The sequence below is a fragment of the Adlercreutzia murintestinalis genome (genome assembly GCF_943192905.1).
Taxonomy (GTDB): Bacteria; Actinomycetota; Coriobacteriia; order Coriobacteriales; family Eggerthellaceae; genus Adlercreutzia_A; species Adlercreutzia_A murintestinalis.
Map to the genome: position 1 here is coordinate 1 of NZ_CALPCC010000032.1, position 16,129 is coordinate 16,129.

At 59.5% G+C, this 16,129-nt stretch carries 13 protein-coding genes and 1 tRNA gene; 9 read left to right on the forward strand and 5 right to left on the reverse strand.

The genetic code is table 11. The features are described from left to right. On the forward strand, positions 1–798 hold a 798-nt coding region (locus tag NFR19_RS08520), incomplete at its 5' end, for a DUF6273 domain-containing protein (RefSeq protein ID WP_251213368.1). A 71-nt stretch (positions 799–869) separates the two neighbouring features. Here NFR19_RS08520 and NFR19_RS08525 read toward each other — a convergent pair. Continuing rightward, complete coding sequence (locus NFR19_RS08525; RefSeq protein WP_251213369.1) at positions 870–2,186, reverse strand: ATP-binding protein; 1,317 nt, start codon at positions 2,184–2,186, stop codon at positions 870–872. A 194-nt stretch (positions 2,187–2,380) separates the two neighbouring features. Here NFR19_RS08525 and NFR19_RS08530 point away from each other — a divergent pair, with 194 nt between their 5' ends. Both NFR19_RS08530 and NFR19_RS08535 read left to right on the forward strand, forming a co-directional pair. After that, positions 2,381–3,997, forward strand: coding sequence for a DUF6273 domain-containing protein (locus tag NFR19_RS08530; RefSeq protein WP_251213370.1), 1,617 nt, complete (start codon positions 2,381–2,383; stop codon positions 3,995–3,997). A gap of 107 nt (positions 3,998–4,104) precedes the next feature. Continuing rightward, positions 4,105–6,606 carry a DUF7601 domain-containing protein gene (locus NFR19_RS08535; RefSeq protein WP_251213371.1) on the forward strand — a complete coding sequence of 834 codons (2,502 nt, stop codon included), beginning with the start codon at positions 4,105–4,107 and terminating at the stop codon, positions 6,604–6,606. Between the two features lie 183 nt (positions 6,607–6,789). On the opposite strand, the gene NFR19_RS08540 is transcribed toward NFR19_RS08535, so the two are convergent. Beyond that, positions 6,790–7,569 carry a trigger factor gene (locus NFR19_RS08540; protein WP_251213372.1) on the reverse strand — a complete coding sequence of 260 codons (780 nt, stop codon included), beginning with the start codon at positions 7,567–7,569 and terminating at the stop codon, positions 6,790–6,792. A 118-nt stretch (positions 7,570–7,687) separates the two neighbouring features. Between NFR19_RS08540 and NFR19_RS08545 the strand changes: the two genes are divergently transcribed. From NFR19_RS08545 to NFR19_RS08560, 4 genes are all read left to right on the forward strand, one after another. Then, positions 7,688–8,920 carry an AGE family epimerase/isomerase gene (locus NFR19_RS08545; protein ID WP_251213373.1) on the forward strand — a complete coding sequence of 411 codons (1,233 nt, stop codon included), beginning with the start codon at positions 7,688–7,690 and terminating at the stop codon, positions 8,918–8,920. Then, the gene (locus NFR19_RS08550; RefSeq protein ID WP_251213374.1) at positions 8,917–10,293 is read left to right on the forward strand and encodes an ROK family protein; all 1,377 of its coding nucleotides are present in this window, start codon (positions 8,917–8,919) and stop codon (positions 10,291–10,293) included. The genes NFR19_RS08545 and NFR19_RS08550 overlap by 4 nt, the downstream gene beginning before the upstream one ends. A gap of 333 nt (positions 10,294–10,626) precedes the next feature. Further along, on the forward strand, positions 10,627–10,842 hold the full coding sequence (relB, locus tag NFR19_RS08555; protein WP_251213375.1) for a type II toxin-antitoxin system RelB family antitoxin: 216 nt from the start codon (positions 10,627–10,629) through the stop codon (positions 10,840–10,842). Continuing rightward, positions 10,843–11,115: a type II toxin-antitoxin system RelE family toxin gene (locus NFR19_RS08560; protein WP_285813477.1), complete on the forward strand. Its 273-nt coding sequence runs from the start codon at positions 10,843–10,845 to the stop codon at positions 11,113–11,115. It abuts the gene before it with no gap. A 213-nt stretch (positions 11,116–11,328) separates the two neighbouring features. Here NFR19_RS08560 and nagA read toward each other — a convergent pair whose 3' ends face one another. Continuing rightward, positions 11,329–12,501 carry an N-acetylglucosamine-6-phosphate deacetylase gene (nagA, locus tag NFR19_RS08565; RefSeq protein WP_251213377.1) on the reverse strand — a complete coding sequence of 391 codons (1,173 nt, stop codon included), beginning with the start codon at positions 12,499–12,501 and terminating at the stop codon, positions 11,329–11,331. Positions 12,502–12,615: 114 nt separating this feature from the next. Here nagA and NFR19_RS08570 point away from each other — a divergent pair, with 114 nt between their 5' ends. Further along, on the forward strand, positions 12,616–13,269 hold the full coding sequence (locus NFR19_RS08570; protein ID WP_251213378.1) for a hypothetical protein: 654 nt from the start codon (positions 12,616–12,618) through the stop codon (positions 13,267–13,269). Positions 13,270–13,353: 84 nt separating this feature from the next. On the opposite strand, the gene NFR19_RS08575 is transcribed toward NFR19_RS08570, so the two are convergent. Beyond that, positions 13,354–13,428 (reverse strand) — tRNA-Val (locus NFR19_RS08575). A gap of 450 nt (positions 13,429–13,878) precedes the next feature. Here NFR19_RS08575 and NFR19_RS08580 point away from each other — a divergent pair. Then, positions 13,879–15,642, forward strand: a complete 1,764-nt coding sequence (locus NFR19_RS08580) for an MFS transporter (protein WP_251213379.1) — start codon at positions 13,879–13,881, stop codon at positions 15,640–15,642. A gap of 158 nt (positions 15,643–15,800) precedes the next feature. On the opposite strand, the gene NFR19_RS08585 is transcribed toward NFR19_RS08580, so the two are convergent. After that, a complete protein-coding gene (locus NFR19_RS08585; RefSeq protein ID WP_251213380.1) occupies positions 15,801–16,085 on the reverse strand; it encodes a rubredoxin in 285 nt (94 codons plus the stop codon). Between the last annotated feature and the right edge of the window lie 44 nt (positions 16,086–16,129).

The window sequence follows — 16,129 nt, forward strand, 5'->3', positions numbered from 1 at the left end:
GGTGAAGCCACCGGCCTTCTGCTCGACAACGTAGACCTCAAAGCTCCCACGGGGGACACTTGGTACTACGGCATCCATGCAACTGGTGAGTTCGTCTCCAATGGCGAGTGGAAGCAAGACGGCAGCTCCTACTACATGGACCAGGCTGCTACCAAAGCCATCACTTCCGACGCCTTCGCGCTGCTTGATCGTGCTTCACAAGCATTAGATGATGCTACGTTTGTTTGGCGTGCGAAAGTCGCGGCAGCTCCTACAGCAAATGAGGCTGATGCGCTGGGAAATGTGTCGCAGTCTCTGGTCACGATAGGCGATGCGTCGTACTACAAGCTGGCCCAAGTAGGAAGCGATGTGCTTCTTCTGAACCAGTATGGTGGCGGAATAAGAACCTTTGGTCCAACCAACATCTGGCGCGATAGCGACATGCGATCCTATCTCAACGGTGAGTACTTCGAGAGTCTTCCCACAGAGATTCGCTCTCGTGTTGTGCAGACCGAAATAACAACCGCATCTACGTTTAATCGTCAGGGAGATTTCATCACTACTTCTGATCATGTGTTCTTGTTGAGCGAAGCTGATATTTTTGGGGCAGCGGGAGAGTACAGTTCACCGCAGGAATTCACGGTAGACGGAGATATTGTTCCTACCTCTATCCATTCCATATCGAATTATCAGTGGCTCCGCTCTCCGCGTTATAGCAGTTCTCATGTAGCGAGTGTGAATAATGCATCCCATGTTAATTCTGGCGCTTCATCGACTACGGGCGATTATCGTCCTGCGATGTGGGTGAACGTAGGCTAGGGATCTTAGTTAACTAACCAACCAAGCACCTTGACAACCGAAGAGAAGACAGAGCGAAGAGCGCCAAGCGCTTATGCAACATCTGCCCCGATCAGCGCCACCATATACACAGGGCAATACACGATCTCGCCGATCACGTGCAGGTTCTTCTCGCACAGCACGAGCGCTTCGTTGATACCATAGTTCGGCGTGCTCAACACATTGGTCAGTGCGCTGTGGCGCTTGTAATCCTTCCCGGATTTCACCTCAATGGGCAAAACGCCGCCATGCCACTGCACCACGAAATCAAGTTCGCCTTGCTTGCGGCTGCGGAAGAAATGCCCGCCCACGCCGTGCGCATGTAGCTCTTGGGCCACCGCGTTCTCGTAGATGGAACCGAAGTTCACGGAGAAGTCGTCGGCCATCAGGTCGCGCGCCACATCCATACCGCACGCAGCAGACAGCAGCCCCACGTCGCACAGGAAGAGCTTGAAGAAACTGCGATTCTCTGCCAGCCGCAACGGGCGTTTCGGCTCCGACACATTCCGCACAGGGATGGTGACGCCAGCATCCACCAGCCACAGAAAGTCGTCGCGGTACCGCTCGTAGGTTCCGCGCGGCGCCAACGCTGAGAAGTTGAATCGCTTGGTCTGGGAATCCAGCTGCGAGGGCACCTGATCGAATATCTCTTTGATGACCAGGCGTTTGTTGCGCTCGGCGTACTTTGAGATATCGAAGCGATACAGCGCCAGGATGCTCTCTTGTTGGGCGTGTACGGTTGCCAGGTTGTTCGTGCTGATGAAGTGGCTGACGGGTTGGGGCATGCCGCCCACTACCAAATACCAGTGGAAGAGCGTGAGCAGGCGCTCGTGCACTGCGGTCTGCACTGGCCGACGTTCGGCGAAGGCGTGTTCCATCTCACTCCAAGCGTCATCGCCCACGCCGTTGGCCCAGCAGAACTCCTGGAAATCAAGCGGGAACATTTCTACGATGCGCAGATAGCCCACGGGAGCCGAGCGCAGGTCAGCCAGCTCCACCCCAAGCAGTGAACCGGACAAGATGTAGTCGAAGTCGGTGTGCTGTACCAAGTATTTGATCAAGGTGAGAGCCTCGCGGCATTCCTGTACCCCGTCGATGAAGATGACCGTTTCATGCGGGATGAGGTCGGCGCCTGCGTAGGCCGAGATGGCCATGAACAGTTCTTGTGAGGTTGTGGCGCTATTCAGGGCGGCAAGCACGTCGGCTTGGTCGACCAGATCGAACTTCACCACGTGCGCGTAGGAGCGATGTGCGAATTCGTCAATCAGGTAGGTTTTCCCAACTTGGCGCGCGCCCATGACCAGGAGGGCTTCGTTGGTGCGATCGGCCTTCCATGCTTCAAAGAGCGCTTCGGCTTTTCGTTTGAGCATGCTGACCTCCTAAAAGTGTATTTTGCAAACTATATTTCTGGTCAAAATGCGTATTTTACAAACTGAAAATGTCACCGAATTGGGTATGTTGCAAACCAGAATTCAGGATAAAACATGTATGTTGCAAACCATCATGCCCAAATCTCTGTCTCTTCTTCGGTTGCCAAGGTGCGCCTTATATGAAAGGAGTACCGATGCAAACCCAAGTGCCGCTTGAGAAGCGCAAGCACACTAAAGCGAAGGTGGCAGGCGCAGCAGCGCTTGCGGTCATTCTGGCGCTGTCCTCCACCTTCGCATGGACCTCATTCAGCCAACTGGCAACGAACGAGCTACATATAGAGGCCAATGCGGGCGGCCGCCTGCACGACGATTTCTCCTTCACGCAAGACGTAAAGAACAAAGATATCTATGTGGAGAATTTCACCAGCGAAGGAGATGGTGCTCCCATCTTCGCGCGCGTGCAGCTGCGCGAATACCTGGAGATCGGCCCGCGCGCCGGGCAGCCTGAGACGGCCGACAAGAATGTAACGCGTTTTCCTGAAAGCGCCACGTTGGACAACAAGGAGGCATGGGCGGTTCACTACTATGGCGATGTGCACAGCGCGTATGCTCAGTATTTCGCATGGGTCCAGGGAGGTACGACCACCTTTATGCCCACATTCAACAAGAACAAGGATTCGTTGGAAGCCGACATTAACGGCAGTTACCACGACGAGGGCGGTCGCTATGCCAAATACACTGAGTACGCCGAAGGGCAGACTATTGAGGGAAGCGCTGTCTACGACGCTGATGAAAACGATATCGATGAAGGCGATGCAGCTGTTGAGGGTGTCAACATCACTACCTCGCCCGAAACACACACCGCAAAAGCTACTGGTGATGGCACCGTCATGAGTATGGCTGAGTGGAAAGAAGCTGGTGGCAAGTTGGGTCCGTATTGGGTTTACGACACCGACGGCTGGGCTTATTGGGCGCAGCCGGTTCAGCCAGGCGAGGCCACGGGCCTGTTGTTGAACGGCGTTGAGCTGAAATCCTCGATGGGCCAATCGTGCCACTACGGCATTCACGCTATTGGCGAGTTTGTGTCGGAGGGCGAATGGAAACAAGCAAGTGATGCCTACTATTTCGATCAGGCAGGCACTAAGGACATCACGGCCGATGCATTTAACCTGTTGAATGTGGCATCGTCGGCATGGAAAATGCAACTTCGAAACGGCCCTACGCTTATGGAGGCCAACGAGGCGGGAGATATCAGTGCCAGTGCTGTTTCGATCGGTGGAAGCAACTTTTACAAGATCGCGCTTCAGCGATCGACTGCCCGCAGTGCGGTTGCATCAGAAGATCGTGTGTTGATTTTGGCGGCAGAACCGGTGGCTGATATGTCTTTCGGCGGGTATCCAGATTGGGGAAGCAGTTCTCTCAGAGCCTATTTGAATGGGGAATACCTTGAATCTCTTGATATTGAATTGCAATCAAAGACCATTGTGACCGATATAGCCTATGAAGCATATGTGGGGTATGGGCATGTTACCTACGGTGAATCGCAAGACAAAATCTTCCTGCCGAGCATAGGTGATTTTGTTGGTGCATCTATTCCGCCATTGCATCCCGAACAGGGTAAGCCGAGCGATTTAGGGCCGTATACGGCCGGAGCGAGCACCATACCTCCTACCGAACTGGGTCCAATTTGGACGCGCTCTGCATCAGGGGGCTATTTAGAGATTATTGCGTATAACAACGGGGCGAACGAGAACAAAGACTGTACCCGAGGCGGCGTCGGTGTATGTCCGATGATGTGGGTGGCGATCTAGCTCTGCAGGAGTGGATATCTTCTGCCGTCCTTGTTGTATTTCTTTATAGAGGGGACCGAAGGTGCGTTGAGCGCTTCCAATCCAGGAGATTGTGATAACGGCACACGATGACGCAAGCGATCACGACATACCACGCTCGATATCGGGCCGCGCGGGTGGTCTTCATGAGCGCGTGCGCGTTCGCCGTGCTGTGCATCGTGTGCGCCATCGCGCTGCCCATCACGCTTGCATGGAGCAGCTTGAGCCAGGAAGCTCTGAACGAAGCGGTGGGCGGCAGGAGCGCCGAGCCGCTGCGCGTCACCATGACGGTGGAGAATCGCGACGGTTCAGCGCTCACCGCCGATCAGGCGGCCAAGGGTTTCACGTTCCACGTGGAGCTGACCACCAGCGCGGGCGCGCCGTTCGCTCAGCCGGTGTCGTACACCATCTACGAGCCGCCGGTCGCGCGCGATTCGTCGGCAGCGGCAACGCAGGCCGCCTCGCACGCCAGTTCGCAGGATGCTGCGCGCGCTGTTGCGTGGGATTTCGCCGCGGGCGTGCCGGTGCGAACGGGCACCTTCACGGGGCAGACCGACATCACGCTCGTGCACGGGCAGTGGGTGGAGACCGACCGGCTGCCTCAAGGCACACTCTACCGCGTTGAACAGACCACAGAGCGCGACTACGCGCACAGTGCAGACGGTCCCGTGGGCGCCATCGTGGCGGGCGGTAACCAGGTTGACCTGCTGAACATCTACGACCCGGCGGGTTTGTCGGTCAGCAAGACGCTGCGCAATGCCGACGGCTCAGCGCTCACCGAGGCGCAGCGCGAGCAGACCTTCGCCTTCGAGGTCAGCTTCTTCCGCGATGGTCAGCTGATCGAAGGGCCGCACCCCTTCGAGGTGTATGACGAAGCGGGCGAACGCGTTGACCAGCAGACGCAGTCCGCGCAGGTGGTGCAGGAAGGCGCCTCCGCTGGCTCAGATGGCGAAGCGCCTGCGGGCGCATCGTCGGGCGGGGTGGAAGCAGATGCGGATACGCGTGCGTCCGCTGATACGACGAGCGAAGCGTTCTCTTCTGCGAGCAGCGTGTCCTCTGCAGGGGTGAGCGGCGCAACCTCTGCCGAGGCGAGCGATGCCGCACGCTCTTCGGCGGCATCCGGCATCACTGCAATAGCGGCCACGGGCGCGACTTCTTCCGCGGACGATACGACTGATGCCGCCAGTGCTGCTGACGTGCTCTCTGGTGATGCTGCCCGCGCCGCCCTCTTCGCTGAAGCCGCGCCCGGTACCACTCTCGTGGCGCTGCGCCACGGGCAGACCGCCCAGTTCACGGGTCTTGAGCCGGGCATCCAGTTCAGCGTGCGCGAGCTTGACCTTGAGCAATCCTCCACGATCGCCGCCGATGCCATCTCCTTCACGGGCAGCGTGCGCGAAGGCCGCGTGACGCCGGTGGCGTTCACCAACGTGGCCGACGCGGCCGCATCCGAGGTGGGCTCGCTCCATGTGGGCGAGACGGTGCATCGTTTGGAAGGCGAGCTCACCGACGACGACCGCGCGGCCCGCTTCAACTACGACCTCTCCTTCACCGATGCCGCGGGCGCGCCGTGGCCGTCGGGCACCGCGTTCACGTATGAGCTGTACCGCTACGAGCACACGCTGACCGGGCAGGCTCGCATGGCAGGTTTGGTGCCCGAGCTTGACGATGCGGGCGTTCAGATCGCGGGCGCGGTCGATTCGGGCGGCGGCACCATCCAGCTCAGCCATGGGCAGGTGGCGGTGTTCAACGATCTGCCGGCCGGCATGCTGTGGCGCGTGGTGGAGCACCCGCTTGATGGGTACGAGCAGTGGTACAAGCAGCTCGATGGCCAGATCTTCGGCGGCCACACCTCGCGCGCGCCGTTCAACGACGAAGCCACCGAGCGCTACGTGCAGATCAGCGGCCAGAAAACATGGGACATGAGCGCCGCCATCAGTGCGGCGGGGCAGCTGCCGGGCAAGTATCTGGCGGACACCGCGCGTGGGTTGCCCACAGCGGCGAGCGAGGCCATGCCGGGCTCCATCGTGGTGCGGCTGGTGCCAACAACGGGTTCGAGCGGCACGGGCGGCTCCGTTGCAACGCGCCCCACCTTCGAGCAGACGGTCTACCCCGATGCCAGCGGTGCGTGGCTCTACACGTTCACGGTGCCCGCCTACGATGCGCAGGGGCGCCCCATCAACTACGAGACCGACTATGTCTTGGAAGAAGAGCCCCTTGAGCACTTCGAGACCGAGGTGGACGGATTCAATGTGAAGAACACGTATGTGGCAGAGGGGCCAACGCCGCCCGTCGATCCGGACGATCCTGATGGCCCAGACGGTCCGAACAACCCGGATGACCCTGATGATCCAGGCAACGCAGGCCAACCGGACGATCCAGCCGACCCTGATGTTCCGGGCGCCACTCAACATCCTGCTGCTACGCCCGGCGCCTCTGGCAACGCTTCTGACGACGACCAGACCGCGCTTGCCCGAACCGGCGACAGCGTGCCTCTTATGGCAGCCGTGCTCGCACTGCTGGGAGTTGTGGCAGCGCTTGTGGCGGTGCTCGCCCGCCGCAGGCTGCGCGCGCTGACGGCGCCGCGCAAGTAGTCCGCTCTGTTTGACACCCGCTCCGCGCGTCGCTTTCGCGTGGGCCTTCGCGCATTCCGCATCGCCCGCCGCTACTCACGAAGATAAAAGAAAAGGCCCCGCGGGGCCTTTTCGTCTTGGTGCGAACCGTGGCTCTTCGATGCGAACGCGCTCCTTTGGCGCCTTCGCAACGGCGCCAACCTCCTACCCGATGGTGGTGAACGCCTCCGGGAACTTCTTGTTGGCATCCAGCACGTCAGCGCTGGTATCGCCGTAGCGCAGCCATTCCGTGTCGGTCTTCTTGCGCTTGATCATAGCGTTTTCCATGACTTCTTTCAGCGCCTTGGTCTTCAGCGCATATTCCTCCATTTGCGCCAGACGCCCGTCCAGTTCGATCTGACGGCGCTTCTCGGCCTTCTCCTGGATGTTGTCGCCCGGAATGATGGCGTAGAAGTCCTCGGCCTCAAGCGTCATGCCCGCGTGCGCCGCATACGCCTCCAGCGCCGAATCTTCCTTCAGGCTTTCGATGGTGCGTTCGCGCACGTCGGCGTACACCTGCTCTTCGGAGATGCCGCGCTGCTTGGCGAACTGCTCCACCGACATGCCCTGGCGCATGATCATATCTTCCAGCCGGTAGTTCGCCGCGTAGATGGCCTCTTCCAGAACGTCCTCGGGAATATCCTCCACCAGGCGCGTGGCAAGCTCGCGGCAGATGGCGTCTTGGTCGGCCAGTTCCTGCACCTCGCGGTTGTCCTTGTACATGTTGTAGCGGATGAAGATCAGCAGCTCATCCACCGTTTTGAAGTCGTCGGTATGCTCGGCGATCCACTTGTCGGTGAGCTTGGCCTGCTGGCCTTCCTTCGCCACGTTCAGTTGCAACCAGCGTAGCGCGGTTTGCCGAATGATGTCCTCAGGGATGCGGACCTCTTCACAGACAACGTAGACGGGGTCATATGAGGTGAGCGTGAAGCGAGGTTTTGCCATTTTGTTGCCTTCCCAGTGTCGGATAAAAGTTGTCGCCTATTGTACAATAGGCGCGATACGCAGCGGCGGGAGAAATGCATGCCCCACCGCTTCCACTCTTCCAAGGTAGGGGGCAATTTTGACCGTAGATTTGATGCCAGAGCGAACCGCTCAGCTGACCGAGTGGCGCGACTGGATTCGCGACCAGCTGAACACCTGCACGGCTTTTTGGCTGGAGCACGGCATGGACCCGGTGAATGGTGGCGTGTACACGTGCCTCGACCGGCAGGGCAACGTATATTCCACCGACAAGAGCGTGTGGATGCAGGGGCGCTGCGCCTGGACGTTCAGCTACCTGTGCCATGTGTACGGCACGCGGCCCGAATGGCTTGAGGCGGCGAAGAGCTGCCTTGATTTCCTGGAGGATCACTGTGTGAACCATGAGGCGGGCGACCGGCTGTACTTCACCGTGACCGCCGAGGGCGCGCCATTGCGCCAGCGCCGCTACAACTTCTCCGAGGGTTTCTACTGCATCGGCAACGCCGAGTACTACGGCGTGACGGGCGAAGCGGTGCACCTTGAGCGGGCGCGGCGCGCGTACCAGCTGATCTACGACCTGAACAACGGGCTGATCGAGGACCCCACCGGCATGGGGCCCAAGACCATCGCCGAGACGCGTAGCGGGCGGGCGCTGGGCGATGCCATGATCTTCCTGAACATCATCGGCATCATGCGGCGGGTCGATCCGGCGCATACTGCCGAATACGACCAGCACGCGCGCGAATGCACCCAGCGCATCGTGGGCGAGCATTACCGGCCCGAGCTGGGCTGCACGTTGGAAAGCGTCAATCTGGAAGGCCAGCCTGAACTGTGGTACACGGCGGGGCGCGTGGTGAATCCGGGGCACGACATCGAGTGCAGCTGGTTCATGATGGACGAGGCCAACTACCGCGGCGACGCGGAGTTGCACGAAACAGCCGAGCAGATCTTCCGCCTGGCCATTGAGGCTGGCTGGGACAAAGAGTTCGGCGGTCTGCTGTACTTCATCGACGCGAAGGGCTTGCCGCCCGAGGCATACGAGCACGATATGAAGCTGTGGTGGCCGCACAACGAGACCATGATCGCTGCGGCGAAGGCCTACCGCGATACCGGCGACGAATACTACGCGGATTGGCTGGTGCGCACGCTGGAATACTGCCGGGAGCATTTCGCCGATCCAGAATACGGCGAATGGTACGGGTATCTGCGTCGCGACGGGCTTCCCACCATGCCGTCCACCAAGGGATCAACGTTCAAGGGGCCGTTCCACGTTCCGCGAGCGCTCTGCATGACCGAACAGCTACTGACCGAGATCATAGGAGATGAGCGATGAGCAACTATCTGGGTATCGACTACGAGATCAAGAATGTGCCCGTGCTGGACGAGGGTTTCATCCCGTTCGGCGTGTGGATGCGCGAGTATCTGAAAGGCGCCAGCACGCCTATCAAGGTGGCGGTGGAGCGCGAAGACGGTCTGATCTCGGTGCGCGAGAGCGCCATTCGCGGGCCAGAGTTCGCCGAGGCGAACCTGCGCTACGTGGAGCGTTTGATCAAGTTCGAGCTGTGGAGCATCGGCGGGTTCCGCGTGTACGTATGCGGCTGCGACGACGTTGCCGCGCAGATCGCCGAGATGTATTCGCCTACGGGTGCGCGCAAATTCGACTACGGCTTCGTGGGTGATGTGTACGAGAAGCCGCTCGAGGTGCTGGCGGTGAGCGAGGCTGACTTCCCGGCGGCCAACGAGTCGGCCAAGCAGATCGGCGGACATATGGAGGGCTGCCGCATCGGGTTCGACGCGGGCGGATCGGACCGCAAAGTGTCGGCGGTCATCGATGGCGATCCGGTGTATTCCGAAGAGGTGGTGTGGTTCCCGAAGGTGACCGAGGACCCCAGCTACCACTTCGACGAGATCGTGACGGCGTTCAAGACGGCGGCGTCGAAGATGCCGCGCGTGGATGCCATTGGCGTGTCGTCGGCGGGCACGTTCGTAGGCAACAGCCCCATGGTGGCAAGCCTGTTCATCAAGGTGCCGCGCGAGCGCCGCGAAGAGGTGAAGAGCATCTACGACCGCGCTGGTGTCGAGATCGGCGACGTGCCGCTGGTGGTGGCCAACGATGGTGACGTGACCGCGCTGGCCGGTTTCATGAGCACGGGCGAGGGCTCCATCTTGGGCATCGCCATGGGCACGTCGGAGGCGGTCGGGTACGTGAACGCCGAGGGCAACGTGCTCGGCTGGATCAACGAGCTGGCGTTCGCGCCGGTCGACCTGTCACCTGCTGCCATGCAGGACGAGTGGTCCACCGACTTCGGCGTGGGCTGCAAGTATTTCAGCCAAGACGCGGTGATCAAGCTGGCTCCGGCGGCCAACATCATCTTGAACCCGGAGGATTCGCCAGCCGAGAAGCTCAAGGTGGTGCAGGCACTGGCGAACGAAGGAGACCAGGCAGCGCTTGACATCTACCGTTCCATCGGGTGCTATCTGGCGCACACGCTGGTGCTGTACAGCCAGTTCTACAAGATCAAGACGCTGCTGGTGCTGGGGCGCGTGGCGTCCGGCGACGGTGGCGATCTGCTGATCAGCGAGTGCAACCGCATTCTAGCCGAGGAATACCCCGAACTGGATGCGCAGATCACGGTCACGCTGCCCGACGAGAAGATGCGTCGCGTGGGACAGTCGGTAGCGGCCGCCTCGCTGCCCGAGCTGTAAGCGTCTTTCATATCGAACTCTGGGGGAGCGGGCGCACGGCCGCTCCTTTTTTTATGGGGTCACCGTGTCAAAAGAGCGACCGTAGCGAAGAGCTGTATCTTGGTTTGAGCATTGGCCGCGAGCTTGCTGTTTCGCCTACCATTTCAAAGTAAAAGCGAGCTGGCGATTCGGGATCAAAGGGAACCGCAGTTTCAGGATAGACGTCCTTGCGAAGATCATTGAAGGCTTCGGAATAAAAGGGATGTTCTTTCGATTTTGTGTAATACAGTAAGATGGGGCTCGGGAATCTTCATACATGCTAGAATACAATGTATTCATTCTAAGGAGCATGCTATGACCACGATGACCATGCGGCTGGATAACGCTGATGCGCAGCTTGTCCGTAAGTATGCCGAGTTCGAAGGCAAGAGCATATCCGACTTCATCCGCGATGCCGTGTTCGAGCGCATTGAGGATCAAGAAGATTTGGCTACGCTGCGCGCGGCGATAGCCGAAGATGATGGTGTGCGATACACGCACGAGCAGGTGCTCGCAGAGCTAGGGCTGTAAGTGGGGTACCGTGTTCAATACACTGCGCGGGCACTGAAGCAGCTGAAGAAGATGGACCGCTTCGATGCCACGCTCATCACCTCTTGGATCGGCAAGAACCTTGAAAGCACCGACGATCCCAGGCGCCTCGGGAAGGCTCTTGTGGGCGATCGGTCGGGTGAGTGGAGATATCGCGTTGGCGATTATCGGATTCTTTGTCGTATCCAAGATGATGTTCTTTTGATCGAAGTCTTCTTGATCGGCCATCGACGAGATATCTATAAGAAGAAATGATGTCGTCGGATGCTGTGCGACACACGTAAGGCCAACGCCATATGTGGGATCGGCGCTCGCGACCTTCATGGTGCTTGCCACCGATAGGAAGGGCACCAAGCGTTCATGCAGCTAGATGAGCAGAGCGGATGGATGCTCGGGTGATGGGCGTTCATACGAGCAGATCATCTTTTTGTCCTCCTCTTGAACAAATTTGATCAAGAGACAATCAGATCACAGGATCGCGCGCCCGCGCAGAATGACCTGCCGCACCTCCAGCGTGTCCTTATCCAGCAGCACCGCATCAGCGACATGATCGGCATCAAGGCTGCCGTAGCGCTCTTGCAGCCCCAGGGCCCGCGCCGGGTTCGCGCTGGCAGCCTTCACGGCGCTTTCCAGCGGAATGCCCATCTCGCGCACTGCCACATAGAAGCACCGCATGAGGTCGCTGACCGAACCGGCCAGCGCACCGTTGTCGATGCGCGCTTCGTATCCGTGTACGGTTACGTCTTGGCCGCCCAGGTCATACACGCCATCGCCCAAGCCCGCCGCACGCAGCGTGTCGCTGACCAGGATCATGCGGTCGTCGCCGAACAGCTTGAACGCCAGGCGCACCATGGCCGGGTGAATATGCACACCGTCCGCGATGATCTCGGCGGTGACCTTGTCGTGCTCGGCCGCGGCCGGAATGGGACCCGGCTTGCGGTGATGCATGGGGTCCATGGCGTTATACAAGTGCGTGATGTGCTTCGCACCCGCATCGAACGCGCGCGAAGCCGTGTCGTAATCAGTGCAGGTGTGCGCCACGGAGATGCGCACCTCATCGGCCAGCGCCTCGATGAACGCATCGGCGCCGGGTTCTTCCGGCGCGATGTCCACCAGCTTGAACAGGCCGCCCGCCACCGCTTGAAGGCGCCGGAACTCGTCCACGCCCGGGTTGCGCACGTACTCGGGGTTTTGCGCGCCCACCTTGGAAGGCGAGATGAACGGCCCTTCCATATTGATGCCCACCAGGTCGGCTTCGGTTTTCGCAGGCACGTAAGCCGCCGCCGCCTCTGCCGCAGCGGTCAGCTGCTCTTCGGAGAGCGTCATAGTGGCCGGGCACATGGCAGTGATGCCGCGGGAGGCCTCATAGGCGCCCATCTTGTGCAGCCCTTCCAGGTCGCCGTCGCTGATGTCGGCGCCCGCACTGCCGTGGAAGTGCAGGTCGACCAGCCCGGGAATCACATAGCAGCCCGTCGCGTCCACCACACTGCCAGCGGCCCCCGCCTCCTCGGCGAACGCAGCGCCGTCCACGTGGATGTCGGCGTCCACGAAGCGCCCGTTCAAAAACGCGCTGCCGCCCTTGATGGTGGAAACCTGGGGCAGCGTTGCGGCAGTTTCGGTCGATCCCTGTGAAGTGGTCATGGTCGGCTCCTTCGCCCGTGCGTATCGTATTCGCATATATTACGACGTGAGTGCCCTCGTTTCCCTGTAGAATGTGACACGCGATATGTTCCCGTAAACGGCAAAGGGGCTCCCTTGAAGTTCAACAAGGTCTACCTGCAAAAAGACGCCATCGCGCGCCACGAGGATTTCGACACGTGGTACGAAGATGGCGAGCGCTTCTACCGCTTCGAGTGCAAGAACGGCTGGAAGAGCGAGAAGGACAAGGTGTCCGTCATCGGGCGCATGGGCGGCGAGAACGGGCTGATCCGGCCCGACAATCTGACCCTGAACTACTTCCTGCGCTTCGAGCGCTACGAATATATCCTGCATACCTATGTGATCAACAAGCACTACTACGTGGAGGGAATGCTGTGGGATCTGTACGGTTCGGCCGCCGAGCCGCCGTTCGATTTCGTCTGCGAGACCAAGACCACCTATAACAAGAAGGATGTGCACGTAAAAGAGCGCCTGTTCCGCGATAAGGGGCTGTGCTACGAGATACACGTGCCCGACCTGACGAAGCTGCGCGTGGCGGTCATCGCGCTGGTGGCCATCCTCATCAAAGAGGAATGGAAGGGCAAGTCCGAATGCGAAGAGGTGCGCGGCGCCACGTGGTGGGAGCGCCTGAAGAAGCGGGTCATCGAGAACAAGGGCTACACCTACGAGGAAGTGCAGCGGCTGGAGGCGGAAGGCTCGCCGCTGGTGCAGGTGGTGAAGCCGCAGGGCCGCCCGATGGATAACGTGTAGGCGTGTGAGCGCGGCGCGGATGCGGGCGCGCCAAGAGGCTGAGCATGAAAAACGGCTGCCCATGTGGCAGCCGTTCGCATTCTATGGTGGTCGCGGCAGGATTTGAACCTGCGACCTTGTGCTTGTAAGGCACCTGCGCTCCCGCTGCGCCACGCGACCATGTAACCTCCACCATTATAGCAATTTTGCGCGTTTGAGCGACGCGCGGATGCTCTGAAAAATGTTTCGGATTGTGGTCGAAATATGTTGACCTCCATCATCCCATCACATATCCTTTACGCAGGGTGATTTGCGACTGCGTGATGTAATCCAGGGGATTACCGCACGTGTTCGTAAATCACGAAGAAGAAGTGCGAAAGGAGGATTACGCGCAGTCGTTTCTGTCGGCTGTGACGTAAGTCTCGGAGGATGGCGGCAGGCTTGGTCACCGGCCGCAGCACTCATTACGGGTACCTCAACAGCCCTAGATATTTGAGGCACACGTAATCTCTCTCGTGAATGCGTCTCAAGCCCGATCTTGCTACTGCGCAGGGACAACCTAGCAACACAAGGCGTCATCCTTGTGGTTTGACGCAAATCTTTTTTTATTCATTCATCTAGGGGGTATTGATGGACGGTAAAGAGTTCACAGTATCTGAGGTCATCGACCGCGCGGGCATTTCCGCCCACACGTGGATCGTGTTCGTCATTCTGGCATTCGCCATGATCTTTGACGGTTACGACTTCATGATCGTTAATTCCACCAACACGTATGTTGCGCCGACGTTCTTCGCCAACGAGATCGCCTCTGGCCAGCCTATCGCCGCTCTGACCGGCTCGCTGACCACGTGGGGCCTGCTCGGCATGGTGCTCGGCGGTGCTGTCGGCGGCATCATGTCCGACGCTATCGGCCGTAAGAAGATGCTGACCATCGCGGTTATCTTCTATGGTCTGTTCACGCTGCCTCAGGCATTCGCGCCCGACTATGGCTTCTTCTGCGCGTTCCGCCTGATCGCTGGCTTCGGCGTGGGTTCTTGCATCCCGGTTGTTACCACGGTGTTCTCCGAGAGCATGCCCTCCAAGCAGCGCGGCATCTTCGTTACCTTCGGCATGGCCTTCATGGTCATGGGCTGGGTTATCGCTGGTCTTGTTGCAGCTCCAGTTTGCAGCAACCCCGTGCCGATCATCCCGGGTCTGTGCGACGGCGAGATCACCCTTGCCACGGGCGCCACGGCTGTTGAGAACTGGCGTGTATGCTACCTGATCGGCGCTCTGCCGGTCGTGTATGGCATCATCCTGTTCTTCGTCATGCATGAGACGCCGCACTGGTACGCCAACCATGGCCAGAAGGAAAAGGCCTGCCAGCGCCTCAGCCAGATCGTGGCTGCTACGCGTCACGTTGACGTTGAGTTCGATCCCAACCTGCTGATCGTTCCGCCGAAGCCTGCCAAGAGCGGCCCGGCTGTGCTGTTCTCCAGCAAGTTCATCGTTGCTACCTGCGCCATCTGGTCCGCATACTTCGTCGGCCAGTTCTGCGTGTATGGCATGAACGCCTGGATCCCCACGTGGTTCCAGGGTAACGGCTTCACCGCTGCTGAGTCCGTGACGCTGCAGACGTGGAACAACGTTGCTGCTATCGCTTCCAACATCGTTGTTGGCTTCATCTCTGACGCTATCGGCCGTAAGCGCGCACTGTGGATCGGCTGGGTGGCCTGCATCGTTGCCATCATCGCTTGCTCCGTGTTCGTGCCTATGTTCCCGGGCGAGGCTCCCGTGAACGGCGCACCGCTGGCTGGCGCTGCTGCTGGCAACTTCGTGCCTTGCATCTTCCTGATGCTGCTGTTCGGCTTCTGCCTGAACTACGCTATCACGGCTGTTCAGCCGCTGATGCCCGAGTCCTATCCCACCACGCTGCGTAACACCGGTACCTCTTGGTGCCAGGCGTTCGCTCGCTTCGGTGGTTCCGGCTCCTCCATCGTTTTGGGCGCTGCCGCTGGTCTGGCCATGTTCCAGCATGATGTCAATGGCACCATGAGCAACAACTGGTCCATGGTTGTGCTCGTGCTGTTGATCCCGTTCGTGCTGGGTCTGGTTTGCACCCTGCTGTTCGTGAAGAACACTGGTGGCAAGACCATGGACGAACTGCAGAAGATGACCGAAGAGAACCCGCTGTCCGAGACCGACGGCAATGCTCGCTTCTACATCATGCTGTTCGTGGTGCTGATCAATTTCATCGGCTGCATCGTGCTGCCGCTGACTATCCCCGGCTTCTCGAAGACCGACTTCGCTCTGCCGGTCATGTTGATCGCCATGCTTCTTCCGTTCGTGTACTTCTTCGTGTTCGGCGGCCAAGGCCTCGGCAAGGAGAAGGCTGCTGGCGTGAAGCAGCCGTAAAGCGCATCACTGCTCAGGCGTATGCGTACGCATGAGCTGTTCGGAGTCGCTCACGGAGGTTCGTTCTTCCAGAGCTGCACCGACAAGGACCCCTCTTCGGAGGGGTCCTTTTTTGTGGGGCGCTGCGGTAGGGTCGATGTGGTGCGGTGTGGCCGAACTCAAAGCGCGATGCGCTCGAAGAACTCCTTGCCAACACCGCAGATGGGGCAGATGAAGTCGTCGGGCAACTCTTCAACATATTCGATGTGCCCGCAGATCGTACATCGCCAGGCATAGCGCGGCTCAGCCTCTTCAAGGCGCTGTACTTTTTCAGCTTGCGACGAGGGTGCATCGGGCGCGGCGGTCGGCGTGCCTTTCGGTGATGCCGCTTCGTCGGCATGATAGCTTGCTGCTTTCGGCGGCGTCTTTCCGGGCTTAGGTCTCAAAAAGTGTGTCTGGGGCAATTATTCACACGATCCTAGAACCAGCCTGTTGCGTTCGATCCGCT